A 17,699-nucleotide genomic window follows, 5' to 3' on the forward strand; every position below is an offset into this window, starting at 1 on the left:
TCTTAAATTCCGCCGACAAAACGATGAGGACTAAACAGGGTTTGCGGATCAAATTGAGCTTTGACGCGCTGCATCACGTTCAGAGCATTGCCAGAATAACCCCAAACATCAAGCTGTTGCTTAAACGCGATCGAGCCTTGCAACACAGATAGATATCCTCCACTCGCGGCACAAATCGATCGGGCTTCGAGAATTTGCGTGGAGCGCGCATCGGGGACGCTCAACTGCCCGATGCCGGAAGCGGCATGAATCACCACTTTCGCAGCAGGCAAAATGGATGCGAGTTGATCCAAAACCGTCACTGCGCTCGACGGTCTAACTCCTATTTTGCAAACAATTGTGTTCCTTTGGTCAGAGACATCCATACGATCATGAAATGTCTGCCATAGATCTGCATCTGAAACGGATAAGCCTAGGGCAGTTGCGACTTCTGTGAGCCGCTGAATCTGTAAATTCACGCTTTCAGGAATGCTCTGAAACCGAACGAGTAAGCCCACCGTAGATTTCTCCGTGAGCGAGTTTGAGAGCAGATCAACACTGGTCGGAGTCAACGCTGAACTTAACAGCGTTTGAGCCGCTTGTGCCAGTGAATCTGAATCGCCATAAACCAGAATTGACCGGGTATTTGCTGGGATGGGATAAACTCGCAACGTCGCCTGCGCCAGAATTCCGAGCGTGCCATACGACCCGGTGAGGAGCTTCATCAGATCGTACCCTGCCACATTTTTCACGACTCGTCCGCCTGCTTTGACAATTTCACCATCGTAGCGAACAAATGTAATGCCCAGTAGCATGTCGCGCACGCTGTTGTAGCGATGTCTGAGCGATCCAGTATCTGCGGTTGCAATAATTCCGCCGAGCGTTGCCCGATCGCGAAATTGCGGATCGATCGCACAAAATTGACCGACTTTTCCCACGATCGCTTGCAATTGCGCAAACGAAATCCCGACTTCAGTCGTCACCGTTAGGTCGCCTTCTGCATGTTCGACTAAGCGATCGAGCTTTTCGGTACTTACAACCAGGGTCACTTCATCGATCACGCCTCCCCAATGCAACTTGGTCGCATGACCACAGGGTAAAATTCGCCATTGATGTTGATAGGCACAGGCGACAATCGCGCCCAATTCCTCGATCGTCGCGGGAGAAACCCAATAAATCCGATCTGGATGAACCAGCGATCGCGAGAGTTGTGTCTGCTGACATTCGGTCAAATCTTGCCAAGACCGAATTTCTGAAATAGCGCCGAGTGTTTGAAGAACTGCTTGCATCCGATAATTTACGTAAGTGCCCGTACGGGAAAATAGTGAGAGCTTTATGAGAAAAATTCGGTTCAGATCCCATTATCTAGGGAATAATGCGCTTATGTTCAAGGCAAAAGGCAAACATGAGAAAACTCGTCTGAATTTCATGTGAATTCTGAAATTCTTGGTTTGCCTTTTTTTATTCTTTGGAACGATCGATGCACCAGATTGATGCGCCGCCAACCCTGACTCAACTTCGCGACCTTTTGAACCGCTCAGATACTAATCTCGCGGAACCCTCTACGATCGAGCTTCTCCACTCGACTTTTACCCAACTCGAATCGACCATAGTTGCCCTTCAGCAAGAACTCCGCCAAGAGAGAGCCTCTCGGCAGCAAGCTGAAGCAGCCCTCCAAAATGCAACCCAACGTAATGACTCTACTGGGTTAAAGCACTCTCTAGAATTGACGCAAGCAGTCCTTGAATCGATTACCGATGGACTTTTAGCGATCGACTGTGACGGTAAAATCCTCAGCCTCAATCAAAAATTTCGCCAACAATGGGGGCTTTTAGACCATCCCATGCAGAACGATAGGGATTCTGTCAAAGCATCCTGTGAACTGCTGGTCAATCCAGAGGCGTTAGATCAGCAAATTGAGGCTGAGTACGCAGATTTTGAAATCGAAAATCGTGCGGTAATCCAGTTCAAGGATGGGCGATTTTTGGAGCGATTCTCGAAGCCGTTACGCCTGAATCAAATCACGATTGGACGAGTCATTAGTACGCGGGACATTACAGAACAATACTGCGCTCAACTCGCGCTCACTGAAAGTGAACGGTTATTACGTACCGTTGTCACCAATACGCCAACGATTCTCTATGCGATCGATCAACACGGCGTTTACACATTGGCTGAAGGCAAAGGGTTAGACGCGATCAATCTAAAATCTAGCGATCTCGTTGGCAAATCGATTTACGAGTTCTATCGAGAGTTTCCCAACATTGTTCAGGATATCGATCGCGTATTGAGCGGCGAAGAACACCGTTCTGTCTTAGACTTCGGAGGCGTAACGTTTGATAACCGCGCGACTCCCCTCTACAATGCCCAACACCAGGTCGTCGGCATGATCGGAGTGGCAACAGATGTCACGGCTCAGCGCCAAGCTGAACGAGCCTTGTATCGAGCCAAACAAGATTTAGAAGTGCGCGTGGCAGCCCGTACCGCCGAACTTCAAGCCTCCAATATCAATTTGCAAAGTGAAATTAATCAGCGAAGACGCATCGAGCAAAGCCTGCTCGAGAAGCAAAATTGTCTGGAATTGTTGAATCGCCTCTCACAAGGAACGACCGCTGGATTGTCGGTAGAAGCATTGATCAAGTTAGCGATCGACGAAACCGCACAACTCTTTCCAGAGGTGCGCGTGCTCTATGGCGTGATCGAATCGCGGCAGATCAAGGTGCTTCATTCTGCACAGCGCGATGAGATGCCCGCTCTAACTGGAATCTTAGAAGGACTTTATCTCACACCTCAATACTTAGCACTGGTTGCCGAACGGAATCCGGTGCTGATCGAAGATGTACTGCAAGAGCCTGCCCTTGCATCTATGTCCACTGAGATGCTCAAGCGCAGAACACGCGCGATCGCTATGATTGCAGTGCAGCATACCGCCGATCAGATTGCCATTTTGTCACTCAATGCTGCCTATCCAAAACAATGGTCTTTCTGTGAAGCACAGACGCTGACAGAAGTATCGAATTATTTGTCGATCGTGCTGCAAAAAATCCGCGCCCAGGAAGAACGCCAAAAAGCTGAAGAGCGCTTGAAGTTATTTAAGTCGGTTGTGATCAATGGCAATGATGCCGTCATTATTACAAATGCCGACGTTGATGAACCCAAGATTAGCTATGTCAACGAAGCGTTTATCGAATCAACCGGCTACACCCCCGAAGAAGTGATTGGAAAAACGCCACATATTCTGCAAGGAGAGCGAACAGATCGGGCGCAATTGGCACGAATTCGCGAAGCAATGCACGAAGGTAGAGCAATTCAAGTCGAGATCATGAACTATCGCAAAGATGGTTCAGAATACTGGGCAGATTTAAACATTGTGCCGATTTCAGATGCGCGTGGGACTTTGACTCACTTTGTCGCGCTACAGCGAGATATTACCGATCGCAAATGGTCAGAAAGAGCATTACTCGCGACTCAAGCAAGATTAAAGTATCTACTGTCTTCAAGTCCTTCTGTGATCTATACCTGCCAGCCGAAACGGAATCGAGCTTGTACCTTCGTAAGTGAGAATATCACGCGGCAATTGGGGTATGAGATCTGGCAATATCTCAAAGATCCGCATTTTTGGATTGATCATATTCATCCTGAAGACTTGCCTAACGTTTTAGAACATCTCGATCGACTCACAGAAACGGGTGGAGCCACGTGCGAGTATCGTTTCTTGCATCAAGATGGGTCTTATCGCTGGCTCCGAGACGATATGAAATTACTCAGTGATCAATCGGTCGAAGTGATTGGGTCGGTCGTGGATATTAGCGATCGCAAACGGGCAGAAGAACAAATTCGGGCATCGCTGCAAGAAAAAGAAGTGATGCTGAAAGAAATTCATCATCGAGTCAAAAATAACCTGCAAGTTGTGTCAAGTTTACTCAAGTTACAAGCAGGCTACATTGACGATAAACGCATTGTCGAAGTCTTTAAGGAGAGCCAAAATCGTGTGAGCGCAATGGCACTAATTCACGAAAAACTTTATCAATCTGAAGATCTAGCGAAAACTAATTTTTCAGAGTATATTCAAAGTCTGGTGACGGCTCTATTTCGGTCTTATTCCGCACATTCGCGTGCCATTCAACTCCGGTTAGATGTCCAGGATGTCAGGCTAAGTATCGATACCGCGATTCCTTGCGGTCTGATTATCAATGAGCTGGTTTCCAATGCTCTGAAATATGCATTCCCAGTTGGTGAGCCTGGCGAGATCTATATCAAACTTCAGGCGCAAGAAGTTGATGCCCACGAATCACTCCGATATCAACTTATCGTCGGTGACAATGGTCGAGGATTTCCTTCAGACCTCGATTTCCGCAATACAAAATCGCTCGGTCTGCAGCTTGTCTGCTCTCTCATTCGACAGCTTCGAGGGGAGATAGACCTCACAAGCAATTCGGGCGTTCAGTATACGATGTGCTTTATGGAACAGAAGATCAGGGTTTAGATATGTCTACTGCTAGGGTGTTAATTGTAGAAGATGAGAGTATTATTGCGCTGGATATTCAAACGAGTTTGCAATCAGCAGGGTATCAAGTGGTGTCGATCGCGGCGACTTCAGAAGAGGCTCTAGATGATACGGCAAATTTTCAACCCGATCTTGTGCTGATGGATATTCGCTTACATGGCGAAATGGATGGGGTTGAAACGGCTGAACAAATTCGCCAAAAGTGGCGGCTCCCTGTCGTGTTTTTAACCGCTCATGCAGACGAAAATACGCTATCTCGCGCGAAACAGTCTCAACCCTTTGGTTATATCTTGAAGCCCTTTGAAGATCGAGAGTTAGTCACCACGATCGAGATTGCGCTCTCGCGACATAAAGCTGAAACAGCGGTTCGAGCCGCCCTGGAAAAAGAGCGAGAAATGAGCGAACTCAAGTCTCGATTTGTTTCAGTGGTTTCCCATGAATTTCGCAATCCGTTAAATACGATTTTGTTTTCAACCGAGTTACTTCAACGCTACGGAACTCAACTCAGCGATCAAAAGAAAGAGACTTACCTCGAACGCATTCAAGGGTCGGTCAAACGCATGAATCAGCTTTTATCGAATGTGCTGACTGTCGGCGAAACCGAATCTGGCAAGCTGCAATTCTCTCCGCAACCGATCAATTTAGTTCAGTTTTGCCAGGAATTAGTAGACGAGTTTCATATCGAGGAAAAGCGATCGATTCAGTTCTCACACCGCTCCTCTGAGCCGAGCGATTCGTTATTTTGTGTAGACGATCGCTTACTGCGCCACATTTTGACCAATTTGCTCTCGAACGCGGTGAAATATTCTCCAAAAGGAGAAATTGTTGAATTTAAACTGAGCTTGAACCATCAAACGGCAATTTTCTGGGTTCAGGATTATGGAATTGGCATTCCCAGTGGGGATCAAGCTGACTTGTTTCAGTCATTTTATCGGGCGAGCAATGCGCGATCGATTCCAGGAACGGGCTTAGGATTGTCGATCGTCAAACAGTGCGTCGATCTACACGGTGGAACGATTACTGTAGAAAGCGAAGAGAATCAGGGAACTCTGTTTACAGTCACGCTACCGTTAAACAGACAGTCCAAGCATGAAAACAATCCTCGTTATTGAAGACGAACAGACGGTTCGGGAATCGATTTTAGATTTGCTGGAAGCCGAAGGATTTCATGGGATTGGGGGAGAAAACGGTAACGTCGGGGTGCAACTGGCTCAAGAACATCATCCAGATTTGATTTTGTGTGATGTGACGATGCCCGATCTCGATGGTTTCTCAGTTCTCTCACAACTCCGCAAGTCACCGAATACGGCAGGGATTCCGTTCATTTTTCTGACCGCTCGCGGAACAAAAGCCGATCAGCGTCAAGGGATGGAGCTAGGCGCGGATGATTATTTGACAAAGCCTTGTACAGCAACAGATTTGCTTGGTGCTGTGACGGGGCGCTTGGCGAAGTATGCGGCTTTGGCAGAACGATATCGTCAGGTCTCTGAAGTCTCGCAACCTCAGAAGGCTGACGCGACTTTAGAACCTGTGGATCAGGCAGTTCCTGATTCGGCGAGTGACACAGGGGCGCGTGACGGATTGCTCAATCATTTCTACCAAGAACTTCGGAATCCACTCTCGAATATCAACATGGCGCTGCATTTGTTGAGAACGGAACGGATTGGCTACGAATCGACGATCGCAACGGTTCAACGAGAATACGCGCGGGAGTTGGCAGTGCTGCAAGAGGTTTATAAGTTGCAGGACTATTTGATACCGGAAAGCGCGGAGTTGTTGCGGTGTTGTAATTTGGCTAGTTTGGTTGAGGCTGCCTAGTCGTTGAGCGAATTTGTTGTGGGGAGTGGGGAGAACCCAGACAGCAATTGCTCCCTATCTTCCTATCAGTCCTAAAAAAAAGCCGATCGCGTAATGCGCGATCGGCTTTTTCTGATCTCTTCAGACACCTAGACTTTTGCAAGTTCAGGCGAGGGGCGCTTGCTGTTGCGGATGCCTTCGATCGCGGCTGCATAATCGGGGGCGTTAAATACGGCTGAACCAGCAACGATCGCATTTGCGCCTGCTTCGATCACTTGCCAGGTGTTGTTGCCTTTCAGACCGCCATCGACTTCGATCCAGGGATCGAGTCCGCGCTCATCACACATCTGACGCAATTTGCGAATTTTCGGCAATACGCCAGGAATAAAGCTCTGACCGCCAAATCCTGGGTTGACACTCATGATCAACACGAGATCACACAGTTCCAACACATAGTCAATTAGCTCCAAGGGGCTACCCGGGTTCAGAACAACACCCGCTTTTTTGCCATATTCCTTGATCTGTCCGAGCGTGCGGTGCAAGTGAGGCGAAGCGTTGTGCTCAGCGTGAACATAAATGTGATCCGCACCTGCTTTTGCAAAATCGCCGACGTACTTTTCAGGCTCTACAATCATCAAGTGAACATCGAGTGGCTTTTGAGTCACGGGGCGAATTGCTTCCACGATCAAGGGACCGATCGTGATGTTCGGGACAAAACGTCCGTCCATGACATCAACGTGAATCCAATCGGCTCCGGCTGCGTCAACGGCGCGAATCTCATCGCCCAACCGACTAAAATCAGCAGAGAGAATCGATGGTGCAACTACGATCGGTTTATTGGACATGACGGTTGGTTCCCCTTGAAAAGCTTGAGAATGTGTGATCAGTTTAACAAATTGTGAAGGTTTTCTCTCAGAATTTGGTCAGGGTTTGCACAAATTTTTAGGAATAAATACTTATTAGGGTTGAAAGATGAAGTGGATGGTTGGATTCGGCGGAGTTTTGATCGCGATCGCGGCACAGGCAACCCCTGTTTCAGAAAGCTCGATCGGGAAAGAAGGAATTGACGCACTCCGATTGCAGCAAGCTCCTTATGGCTTGACGGGAAAGAAAATCGCGATCGGACAAGTCGAAATCGGTCGTCCGCCGCAATTCGGCATCGATAAAGCAGGGGCGAATAACCAAGTGATTGATTTATCTCGCACTTTTTTCCGCAATCAACCCGCGAAGACGAACACCAATTTAGATACACATGCTGCCCAAGTTGCGAGTGTCATGGTTGGAAATAGCAAGGCTGTTTTAGGAGTAGCTCCCAATGCGCGACTCTTTTCTTCTGCTGCCGCCACTCCACAGCGCAGCGGACAATCAGAGGAATGTCTGTCTGCTCAACATATTGCTTTACAGAATGGGGGGGATGTCCGTGCCGTTAATTTCAGTTTTGGAGAAGCACTCCAGCAAGACCCACGCCCGAATGCGCGATTAGACGGCAATGCGCTCTTAACTCAATGTATTGATTGGCTCTCACAGACCCATAATTCGCTGTTTATTGTGGCAGGAAATCAGGGCAAAGGGGGAATTCCGATTCCGACGGATAACTTTAATGGCATGACTGTTTCATTCACCCGGCGAGTCGGAGAAGAATATACCAAGATCGATTTTTCCAATATTGGCGATACGCATCCTCGACTCTTGAAGCGCAATGATGGAATTGAAACGAGTTTGGGAGGTCGGCGATCGCTGTCTCTCACGGCTCCCGGTAGTAAAATCAATGTCGCAAATCTCAAAGGTGAACAGACGAGCGCAATCGGGTCAAGTTTTGCGGCTCCTCATGTGACGGGAACGGTGGCATTGTTGCAGGAATTTAGCGATCGACAACTCCGACAAAGTTGTAAAGGCGGGTGTAAATTGCCTTGGACATTAGATGCCCGACGACACGAAGTCATGAAAGCGGTGTTGATGAATTCGGCAGACAAAATTAAAGACAAAGGGGACGGTCGCGCTTTAGGAATGACGCGGACGATCGTTGAAAAAAATAATCAAACTTGGATTGATTCTGATGCGTATAAAAATCCGAAAATTCCTCTGAATATCCAGATGGGTGCAGGACAACTGAATGCGTTTCGTGCCTATCAGCAGTTTAGTGCAGGGCAATGGACACCGAATAAGCCTGTACCTGCGATTGGCTGGAATTACGGCAAGATTGAAGCCGGAAAAGCTGCACAAGATTACATGATCGATCGACCGTTACTTCAAGGCAGCTATGTTGCAGCAACGCTCGCTTGGGATCGATTAGTGGAATTGAACGATAAGAACCGCAACAAAGTTTATGACTTAGGGGAAACGTTTCGCGATCGAGGATTGAATAACTTAGACATCTACTTAATGCGCGCAGAAGACAACGATATTCAGAAAAGTATCTGGTCATCAGTCAGCAGCATTGATAGTGTCGAGCACATTTTTTTCCCCGTTCCGAGTAATGGGCGGTACAAGATTCGCGTTGTTTTCCGTCAAAAAGCCAATGAACCTATTCAATCTTATGCGTTGGCATGGTGGACTGTTCCGTCGCAAAAATAGTAACGGTACCTCTACGCAATTCATTGAGCAGCTAATGTATCAATTAATAACGTGGCGATTTGTACACGATTGAGGTCAAACTATTCGGGATTCAGTCGCTTGAGTTCCGAATTTTCGTGGAGTGATTAACTATGAGAATATCTCAATGGATTGGCTATTCATGCGCTGTAATTCTTGCAATGACTGCGCTATCTTGTTCGACATCAGCAAATTCGCAGAATCCAAAGCAAGCCCTACCGAAACAGCAAGTTCCACCGTCGCTTGAAGCCCCTTCTGTGAATCCAAAATTAGTTGCAGCGAATACGAAGTTTGGATTTAAGTTATTTTCTGAAATTCTTAAAAAAGACAGTCAAAAGAATGTCTTTGTCTCACCTTCTAGCGTTGCGATCGCGCTTTCGATGACCTACAACGGCGCAAACGGCAACACGAAGCAAGCGATGGCAAATGCGCTGCAATTCCAGGGAATGACGCTGGAAGAACTCAATAATTCGCAGCGGAATTTGATGGCAAATTTGACCCAAGTTGATCCGAAAGTGAAATTGTCGATCGCAAATTCGCTCTGGGCAAAAGAAGGCATTGCATTTAATCTCAACTTCTTACAGCAAAATGAGAAATTCTATGACGCTAAAGTCAAAACTTTAGATTTTAAACGACCCACTGCATCTGATGAAATTAACGGTTGGGTCAAAGAAAATACGAATGAAAAAATTGAGAAAATTGTCGATCGCATTACTCCTGAGCATGTGATGTTTTTGATCAATGCCATTTATTTCAAAGGAGCATGGTCGAATGAATTTGATCAGAAAAATACAGAAAATCGTCCATTTTCCCTAACAAATGGCACGAAGAAACAAGTTCCGCTGATGAAGCGGCAAGGAGAATATCGCTACTCAGAAACCGACCAATTTCAAGCGATTAGTTTGCCGTATGGCAATGGGCGAATGAGCATGTATGTGTTTTTGCCAAAGTCAAATCTGACTGCATTTCAAAAGAGTTTGACGGCTGAGAATTGGCAAACCTGGATGAAGCAATTTTCCAGCCGTGAAGGTCAGATTCAACTGCCTCGATTCAAGATGGATTATGAGGTGGATCTAAAAACGGCGTTGTCCGCTTTAGGAATGGGCGTTGCGTTTCAAGATGCCGCAGATTTCTCGAATTTAAGTAAAGCCACAACGAAAATCGATGAGGTTAAACATAAGACGTTCGTTGAGGTGAATGAAGAAGGAACGGAAGCGGCGGCAGTCACCTCAGTAGGAGTTGTTGCGACTTCGGCTCAAATTCAAGAAGAGCCGTTCAAAATGATTGTCGATCGACCATTCTTCTGCGCGATTCGAGACAATCAAACGGGTGAAATTTTGTTCATGGGTTCGATCGTGAATCCAGAATAATGTTGTATGCTCAGCACTCCAAACTCTTTAGTATTTTAGAGTTCTGAGCATACGATCGCTACTCAACTGCACCCAAAGCTTTCAACGTTGTCTTTTGTGCATTCGTTACCCCGCTCACCTGAGTAATCTTCATTCCATCATAAGGTTGTGGTTTTTGCAGGACTTTCATACAGTCTCCCGATTCTACATTCCACAAACGCACCGTTTGATCTTCGCTGCCACTGGCAAGAATCGAACCGTTATTATTGAATTTAACTGACCAAATGCGATCGCGATGTCCTCTCAAAATTCGACATTCGCCCGTTTTGAGATGCCAAACTTTCACAAGCTGATCAATTCCACCACTCGCAACCCGATCGCCGTTTGGAGAAAATGCCACTGAAGCAATCCGCTCATCGGCTGATAAGACCATCACACATTCTCCAGATTTGATGTCCCAAATTCTCACAGTTCCATCTTCACTGCCACTGACTAACTGTTTGCCGTCGGCTCGAAACGCGATCGACATTACTCGATTCGTATGTCCTTGCAAGGTTTTGATGCATTGCCCAGTCTGAGGATTCCAGAGATGAATATTGTGATTTTCTTCTCCGCTGGCAAGGAACTGTCCATCTGAACTGTAATCGATCGCCCAAATTCGACTCTGAGCCGCAAGAATCTGTAAACACTCACCTGTTCTAGGATTCCATACTCGAATGGTTTGATCAAAGCTGCCACTCGCAACCGTTTCTCCATCCGGGCTAAAGGCAACTGACCAAACCCAGTTCGTGTGCCCGCGTAAAACTTTTAGACATTGATTCGTCGATCGATTCCACACCCGAACCGTGTGATCAAAACTGCCGCTCGCAAGTAGTCGATCGTCAGGACTAAAAGCAACTGTCCAGACCCAATTCTCATGTCCGTAAAAACTATTGAGACAAACTCCCGTCGAACTATCCCAAAGATTAACCGTGTGATCAGTGCTAGTACTCGCCAGTAGAGAATCATCAAAGCTAAATGCAACGGATAAAACGAAGTTCGTATAGCCTTGCAGCGTCTTGCAACATTCTCCAGTTTGCGTATGCCAAAGTCGAACAGACTGATCTGCGCTCCCACTCGCAATCATGTTGCCACAAGGGCTAAATGTTGCAGAGCGTACGACTCCTCGATGCTGTTGTAATGTTTTGAGGCACTTGCCAGTTGTCGCATCCCAGAGCTTGATCGTTTCATCAAAGCTACTGCTGAGAATTGCCTGACCATCTGGGCTAAAAGTGACGCATCTCACTTGTTCTAAATGCCCTGAAAGCGTCTTTATACAGTGAGTGGTTTCAATATCCCAAAGCTTGATTGTGGCATCTTCACTCCCAGTAACAAGCATCAAGCCATCAGGACTAAACGCAACACTTCGGACGGTGTTCGTATGTCCTTCAAACGTTTTCAAACAGGTTCCAGTTTCCACATCCCAAAGCTTCATGGTGCGATCGTCACTAGCGCTGGCTAGGAATTTTCCATCCGGGCTAAAAGTAACTTTGCAAATCCAGTGCTGGTGACCTTCGAGTGTTCGGATCGGCTGACCCGTGTGCAAATCCCAAAGGCGAATCGTGCGGTCGGCACTACTACTCGCAAGAATGCGATCGTCAGGAGAAATCGCGATCGAAATTGCCCAGTCTTGATGATCGCTGAACGTCCGCAAACATTCGCCTGTTTTTGCATGCCAAACTTTCACCGTATTGTCGCCACTTGCTGAAACGAGCCATTGACTATCTGACGTGAAAGCAACTTCACACACCCAATGCTGGTGTCCTTCACACGTGAGTAATTTCTGCCAATCTGAAACCCGCCAGAGATGAATGGCTCCAGCCGTATCACTCGCTGCCAAAATCTCGCCATCTGGACTAAAAGCAACCGACCAAACATTCCCCAACACTTCTGAGAACACAGACTTTCTCAAATCAGCTTGAGTAAAATTGACGCGATGTAAATCTACACCTTGCAAATAGGCTTGCCAAACTGCTAGCTCTGAAAAGTCGTAGCCTGTTAGATCCGTTTTCAAACAGCACAGCATATTGAGAATATTTCCGGCTGCATATCCCGGCGCGCAGCCTACTTGCTCTCGGAGCTTACCGAGCATTCGTTTGAGCTTTGCTTCGACATCCGTTTGACAGTGAAATGGAGCCAATAATCGATCGAGTAACGGCTGTAGGATCATGCGAATTTGACGATCGCGAATATGATCTTCCACATTCGCCTTCATCAACGCATGAGACATCAACAGTTGAACATTCTCGGTACAAAGCTCTTGAAAAATGCGATCGCTCAATCGCTCAATCACATATTCCATCACCACAGGCTGCAAGGTAAATTTCGAGCCTTGCTTTTCGACGATCGGGCGACGCGCTAAAGAAGCTAAAGCCTCAATTAAGTAACGCTTCGGAATCGCTGGAACAATATCCTCTGCTAGCTCAGATAAAGCAGTTCCATCGCGATTGATCGCAATCCAATACATAATGTGCTGCTCAAGCTGCGATAAGCGATCGAACTGTTCATCTAGCAAATCTGAAATTCCACCAAATACAGACGTTCCTTCGGTCAGAAATTCCGCCACACTGCCATCAAAAAGGTCTTGAATGGTCGATGCCGCGATTTTTAGCGCGAGTGGATTACCACCATAGAGATTGTTCAATCGCGCAAAAATTGCAAAATCGACTCTCAACTGTTTCGGTTTCAGCAGTTCTTCTGCTTCTGACGTATCCAATCCGTCTAGGCGAATCGATCGCACAAACTGACCTTCTAGTGCTGCGACTTCTTTCGGCTTTTCGCGACTCGTCAAAACGAGACAGCTTTGGTGTACCGTTTCCCCAATCCGGCGAAATAACTCTCCGTAAGATTCATACCCGCTCGGGTAATGTCCAGTTCGATCTCCTCCCTCTAAAATAGATTCAACATTATCGAGGATCAACAGACAGCGCGACGATCGCAAATAGTACATCAGCCGTCCTAATTTCCCATCGACGGTATCGGGGATCTCAGTTTCCTGTTGGCGTGATAGAAATGGAATCCAGTCTGACAAGATGACATCTAAAGGGGGCGCATCTTGCAGCGATCGCCAAATTACCGCCTCAAACTTCCCTTGTACCTGCTGGGCTAACTTGACCGAGAGAGCCGTTTTGCCGATTCCGCCCATGCCGAGAATCGTCACAAATCGACATTGCTCTGCTGTCAACATGTGATCGAGTGCGCTAAGTTCTTGTGTCCGCCCACAAAAGCTAGACACATCCACTGCCTCACCCCAATCGACGAGCGATGATTCGATCACGGTTGGGATCGCTGGAATTTTTGCCTCTACCCATTGCCGGAGCACGACCCGAAAATTACTTTTCGTGACACGTTGTCCTAAGCGATCGGACAAAATTTGCCACAATTGTGAGCCGACTAGCTTCACATAATCCGGATCATAATCTTCAGTGGTTGCAATCTGTTCATAGGTCAGCCCTTCCCAGGCAGATCGAAACACTATCTCTTGTAAATGCGTCAAGCGATCCTGCTCGAACACCTGATCCAACACGCTGAGTGCATTCTCGATCGTAATCACGGTAGTTCACCCTTTCTGATTATTCTCGCTATGAGCGATATTGACAGCTTCAAGCGAAGTCAGGGAAATTACGGACACCTTAATTTTCCGCTAAGTTGCCGTGTCACGAAATAACGTTTTATAACCCTAAACTCCTAACTTTTTCTCACAGTCAAACGCGTTTAAATTGCGTACCTTCAGATTAGGCAAGGGTGAGTCGGGTGCATAAAACCAAAACATCAACCGTATTCAGCCTTATCAACAGTTCATTTGCCCCTGAAGATGATGAACATTATGGCTAACACTACCCCCAATGATTTCTTATTGTCTGTGCTTGAAGGCTTAGTTGATGGCATTTTAATTCTGAATCCGCAAGGTGAAGTCATATTCGCAAATACACCTGCAACGGAGCTATGTTATCAGCTCAATCCGACTGAGCAGTATCCCACTGAGGTCTGGCGTTCCTGCGAAGCGTTGATCGATAGCCGCCAGTGGTATGGCGATCGCCCTTTAGTCATCGAGTCCGAACTCAAAACCGAGGACAATCACACCTACCGTATCCAGGTTCAATGGCTCGAACTTGAGCAAGCCTGTCTCCTCGTGCGGCTCGAAGACCAACAGCGATCGCTGCAAAGTCTGGCTGTCACTGAGGCAAAGAAATTCGGTTTAACACCGCGCGAAGCCGAAGTCTGGTTTCTAAAACGCTGTAATCTTTCGCGCAAAGAAATCGCATCACGTCTCTTTATTACGATCGATACTGTGAAAAAACATTTAGGTAATATCCAATCCAAACGCCAAGCCCATCAAGAAGGCTGGTGTTAGCGAACTTACTGAAACCGCCATTTTTAAAATTGGGTACTCTGAGCCAGTTGACGTTTGTGACCGTCCGGTTTGAAGCCTAAGAGCTTCAAAGTGGGGAGTAGGGAGTGGGGAGATCGAAAACGTTACTCCCCCACTCCCCACCCCCTACTCCATCACAAACCATTCTCCAACTTCCCTGAGTTTCCACTCGGCTTGCTCATCTTTCGTGGCGGCTTCAAGTATGCAGAGCGTCTCTCCTTCCATTCCTTTTGTCGATCTCGCACCTCTCCATCAACCGATTCAATCCCAGATTGAACAGGCAATTCAGGGCGTACTTCAACGTGGCGATTATGTCATGGGACAGTCTGTCCTGGAATTCGAGCAAGCATTTTCTAAAGCCTGTAGCGTGAGTCATGGTGTCGGTGTCGCTTGTGGCACAGATGCGATCGCGCTCGGTCTGCAAGCCTGTGGAATTGCTCAAGGCGATGAAGTGCTTTTGCCTGCCAATACTTTCGTTGCCACACTCATTGGGGTATTGCGTTGCGGAGCAACCCCCGTTTTAGTCGATTGCGATCCGAAAACGGCGCTGATCGATCTCGCTGCTGCAGAACGAGCGATTACGCCTCGAACGAGAGCAATTGTGCCTGTGCATCTCTATGGACAAATGGTTTCGCCTAGCCTTTTGCGAGATTTAGCACATACTTATGAACTGATTATTTTTGAGGACGCAGCCCAAGCTCATTTGGCAGAACGCGAAGGCGTGCGAGCCGGAGCGATTGGGTTAGCAGCAGCTTTTAGCTTCTATCCGAGCAAGAATTTAGGCGCATTGGGTGATGGCGGCATGGTCGTGACCAAAGATGAAGCGATCGCGCACAAAGTCCGCACTTTAAGAAACTATGGCGCGCCGCGCAAATACTTTCACACCGAATTTGGCACGAATAGCCGCCTCGACTCAATTCAAGCAGCAATTTTGAATGTAAAACTTCCTCACCTAAAAAGCTGGAACCGTGATCGCGCTCAAATCGCAGAACAATATAATGCGCTGTTGAAACCCTTACTTTCACGCGGTTTGATGCCAGTTTCTAACCTGAGTGGGAAAGGGCATGTCTATCATTTATACGTGATGCGAGTCATGCAAGACCAAGCAGAATCGATCGATCGAGAAACCCTGCAAAATCGCCTCGAAGCACAAGGAATTCAGACTGGAATTCACTATCCTCTCCCTTGCCATTTGCAGCCTGCATTCAAGCATCTGGGCTATCGAGAAGGAGCGTTTCCAGTTGCCGAAAATCTATGCAAAGAAATTCTTTCACTCCCGATGTACCCAGGTATGAGTGAAGCTCAGGTAATTCAAGTTGTCGGTGCGATCGAAGAAAGTCTCGCTACTCCTGCTGCTGTAAAAATGTCAGCTTGAACCTGATATTGACACCCCGATCCTGCTCTATTAGCTGCTCAAAATCATGCAAATCCGGCGTTCATCTTTCCTCGATCGATACTGGAGCGAATTCGTTCTCCTCGGACTTCTCGCCGTTTTATATGTCCCGCTTCTGATCCATTGGTACAACGGCTGGATTAAGAAATCGATCAGCATCGAACACGAATACTTCAGCCACGGCTTAATCGGACTCCCATTTGCTGCCTACATTGCTTGGTATAACCGCAAACGCTGGGTACGGCTCTCCGATGAAGTCGGGTCAGCTCGCTTTGTCAGTCTCGGCTTCATGATGTTGGCAGGCGTACTTTATCTTTCAGGATTGCCTGATCCGGTCAATCTTTCATTTCCGATTTTACTGACCGGAATTTGCTTGTGGCTCAAAGGTCTTCCAGGTCTGAAACTGCAATCGTTTGCCCTACTGCTCGTTTTTCTCGCAACGCCAAACGAGATTCCTTACTTACTTGCCCCGTATACCCTACCGCTGCAAAGTTTCATTGCTGGAACTGCAGGTTTTATCCTGAATCAGTTGGGAATGGATGTGACGGTTCAAAACATTTACATCTTCGTCAATCAGCGCTTAGTTGAAGTCGCACCCTATTGCGCTGGACTCAAAATGTTATTCACCAGTTTTTATGTCAGCTTGATGCTGTTGTACTGGACAAACAATTTACGATCGCGCAATTTCTGCATCACCTTCATCAGCCTCGCGCTGCTGACCAGCGTCATTGCAAACATTATCCGCAATACTATCCTCACCTTTTTCCACGGAACCGGACAAGATGCCGCTTTCAAATGGCTACATGACGGTTGGGGTGGAGATGTCTACTCAGCTGCAATGTTGGGCTTACTAGTACTGCTTATTAGTCCGCTCGAAAACCTGTTCAATCGCCCTGAATCCTAAAATGCTCACCTCACTCTCTAAATCGCTACGAGTCAATTTATCGAAAGTCGTGCTCTTGCTGATTGTGAGTGGATTAGTGCTTTTAGGCGCACTCCCCGGATATCTCTCGGGCGGCAAATGGCGTTGGACAGCTCCACCCGAGGTAAAAGTCTTATCGGAATTGCGATCGCTCAAAAAAGAGGGACTGAACATTTCAGGCTGGCAAACGATCGAGAAAAAAAACGTCCAAATCGGTGATCACAAATGGATGTACCAAGAACTCCAAGACGCATCACAAACGAAAGCCTCGGTTCTGTTTTATCCGCAAGCTCGATCGATTGACCAGCCCCAAGTTGAATGGACAGACCTAGAAGGCTCTCAAGGGTGGAAAACTGATTCCTATCGTCAGATTCAGATCGATTCCATCACAGTCGAATTTCATCGCGCCTGGACGCAAAATCAAACTTATGCCGTGATGCGGTGGTATGCCTGGGCGAACGGCGGACATCCTGCACCGATGCAGTGGTTTATCAGCGATCGACTGGCTCAATGGCAAAATCAGCGAGCCGCTTGGGTAGCCGTGAGCGTGATTTTACCAATTGAACCCTTAGAAGACATCGAACCGCATCGCAGCAGACTCGAACCCCTGGTGCAAACCGTACAATCCACCTTGACGAATCAAGTTCTGCGTTCAAATTAGCCAATCTGGGCATACTAAGCGCGGAAATCTCGGATGCCATCTGAGGTTAGCTCAATACAATGTAGCGATCGTAGTGAGCCAAATTCCC

At 47.3% G+C, this 17,699-nt stretch carries 12 protein-coding genes; 9 read left to right on the plus strand and 3 right to left on the minus strand.

Annotation, left to right across the window (positions count from 1 at the left end; genetic code table 11):
* Window positions 1–2 precede the first annotated feature (2 nt).
* On the minus strand, window positions 3–1,268 hold the full coding sequence (locus tag J0L70_RS01810; RefSeq protein ID WP_287452848.1) for an FAD-binding oxidoreductase: 1,266 nt from the start codon (window positions 1,266–1,268) through the stop codon (window positions 3–5).
* A gap of 191 nt (window positions 1,269–1,459) precedes the next feature.
* On the opposite strand from J0L70_RS01810, the gene J0L70_RS01815 reads away from it, so the two are divergent.
* Genes J0L70_RS01815 through J0L70_RS01825 form a run of 3 tightly spaced genes read left to right on the plus strand, consistent with a single transcriptional unit; the run spans window position 1,460 to window position 6,304 of the window.
* Window positions 1,460–4,465: a PAS domain S-box protein gene (locus tag J0L70_RS01815; RefSeq protein WP_287452849.1), complete on the plus strand. Its 3,006-nt coding sequence runs from the start codon at window positions 1,460–1,462 to the stop codon at window positions 4,463–4,465.
* A 2-nt stretch (window positions 4,466–4,467) separates the two neighbouring features.
* Window positions 4,468–5,598, plus strand: coding sequence for a hybrid sensor histidine kinase/response regulator (locus J0L70_RS01820; protein WP_026148917.1), 1,131 nt, complete (start codon window positions 4,468–4,470; stop codon window positions 5,596–5,598).
* Window positions 5,576–6,304 (plus strand): response regulator transcription factor, encoded by a 729-nt coding sequence (locus J0L70_RS01825; protein WP_017290409.1) that lies wholly within the window; start codon window positions 5,576–5,578, stop codon window positions 6,302–6,304. The genes J0L70_RS01820 and J0L70_RS01825 overlap by 23 nt, the downstream gene beginning before the upstream one ends.
* A 128-nt stretch (window positions 6,305–6,432) precedes the next feature.
* On the opposite strand, the gene rpe is transcribed toward J0L70_RS01825, so the two are convergent.
* On the minus strand, window positions 6,433–7,128 hold the full coding sequence (gene rpe, locus J0L70_RS01830) for a ribulose-phosphate 3-epimerase (protein ID WP_190653452.1): 696 nt from the start codon (window positions 7,126–7,128) through the stop codon (window positions 6,433–6,435).
* A gap of 127 nt (window positions 7,129–7,255) precedes the next feature.
* Here rpe and J0L70_RS01835 point away from each other — a divergent pair, with 127 nt between their 5' ends.
* Both J0L70_RS01835 and J0L70_RS01840 read left to right on the plus strand, forming a co-directional pair.
* A complete protein-coding gene (locus tag J0L70_RS01835) occupies window positions 7,256–8,857 on the plus strand; it encodes a S8 family serine peptidase (protein ID WP_268180582.1) in 1,602 nt (533 codons plus the stop codon).
* Between the two features lie 131 nt (window positions 8,858–8,988).
* Window positions 8,989–10,245 carry a serpin family protein gene (locus J0L70_RS01840; protein ID WP_287452850.1) on the plus strand — a complete coding sequence of 419 codons (1,257 nt, stop codon included), beginning with the start codon at window positions 8,989–8,991 and terminating at the stop codon, window positions 10,243–10,245.
* A 58-nt stretch (window positions 10,246–10,303) separates the two neighbouring features.
* Here the strand turns inward: J0L70_RS01840 and J0L70_RS01845 are convergent, their stop codons facing one another.
* A complete protein-coding gene (locus J0L70_RS01845) occupies window positions 10,304–13,816 on the minus strand; it encodes a WD40 domain-containing protein (protein WP_287452852.1) in 3,513 nt (1,170 codons plus the stop codon).
* A 273-nt stretch (window positions 13,817–14,089) separates the two neighbouring features.
* Between J0L70_RS01845 and J0L70_RS01850 the strand changes: the two genes are divergently transcribed.
* From J0L70_RS01850 to J0L70_RS01865, 4 genes are all read left to right on the plus strand, one after another.
* Window positions 14,090–14,617, plus strand: a complete 528-nt coding sequence (locus J0L70_RS01850; protein ID WP_190653450.1) for a helix-turn-helix transcriptional regulator — start codon at window positions 14,090–14,092, stop codon at window positions 14,615–14,617.
* Between the two features lie 220 nt (window positions 14,618–14,837).
* A complete protein-coding gene (locus J0L70_RS01855) occupies window positions 14,838–16,010 on the plus strand; it encodes a DegT/DnrJ/EryC1/StrS family aminotransferase (RefSeq protein ID WP_287452853.1) in 1,173 nt (390 codons plus the stop codon).
* Between the two features lie 46 nt (window positions 16,011–16,056).
* On the plus strand, window positions 16,057–16,932 hold the full coding sequence (gene crtB / locus J0L70_RS01860) for a cyanoexosortase B (RefSeq protein WP_017290402.1): 876 nt from the start codon (window positions 16,057–16,059) through the stop codon (window positions 16,930–16,932).
* Between the two features lies 1 nt (window position 16,933).
* Window positions 16,934–17,611 carry a cyanoexosortase B system-associated protein gene (locus tag J0L70_RS01865; RefSeq protein WP_017290401.1) on the plus strand — a complete coding sequence of 226 codons (678 nt, stop codon included), beginning with the start codon at window positions 16,934–16,936 and terminating at the stop codon, window positions 17,609–17,611.
* Window positions 17,612–17,699: the final 88 nt, after the last annotated feature.

Source organism: Leptolyngbya sp. UWPOB_LEPTO1, from assembly GCF_017302695.1.
Lineage (GTDB): Bacteria > Cyanobacteriota > Cyanobacteriia > Leptolyngbyales > Leptolyngbyaceae > Leptolyngbya > Leptolyngbya boryana.

Excerpts from the sequence above, each read along its gene's own strand:
- J0L70_RS01850 (WP_190653450.1), top strand. The coding sequence starts at position 14,090 with ATGGCTAACACTACCCCCAATGATTTCTTATTGTCTGTGCTTGAAGGC.
- J0L70_RS01810 (WP_287452848.1), bottom strand. The coding sequence starts at position 1,268 with ATGCAAGCAGTTCTTCAAACACTCGGCGCTATTTCAGAAATTCGGTCT.
- J0L70_RS01840 (WP_287452850.1), top strand. The coding sequence starts at position 8,989 with ATGAGAATATCTCAATGGATTGGCTATTCATGCGCTGTAATTCTTGCA.
- J0L70_RS01815 (WP_287452849.1), top strand. The coding sequence starts at position 1,460 with ATGCACCAGATTGATGCGCCGCCAACCCTGACTCAACTTCGCGACCTT.
- rpe (WP_190653452.1), bottom strand. The coding sequence starts at position 7,128 with ATGTCCAATAAACCGATCGTAGTTGCACCATCGATTCTCTCTGCTGAT.
- J0L70_RS01865 (WP_017290401.1), top strand. The coding sequence starts at position 16,934 with ATGCTCACCTCACTCTCTAAATCGCTACGAGTCAATTTATCGAAAGTC.
- J0L70_RS01835 (WP_268180582.1), top strand. The coding sequence starts at position 7,256 with ATGAAGTGGATGGTTGGATTCGGCGGAGTTTTGATCGCGATCGCGGCA.
- J0L70_RS01825 (WP_017290409.1), top strand. The coding sequence starts at position 5,576 with ATGAAAACAATCCTCGTTATTGAAGACGAACAGACGGTTCGGGAATCG.
- J0L70_RS01820 (WP_026148917.1), top strand. The coding sequence starts at position 4,468 with ATGTCTACTGCTAGGGTGTTAATTGTAGAAGATGAGAGTATTATTGCG.
- J0L70_RS01855 (WP_287452853.1), top strand. The coding sequence starts at position 14,838 with ATGCAGAGCGTCTCTCCTTCCATTCCTTTTGTCGATCTCGCACCTCTC.
- crtB (WP_017290402.1), top strand. The coding sequence starts at position 16,057 with ATGCAAATCCGGCGTTCATCTTTCCTCGATCGATACTGGAGCGAATTC.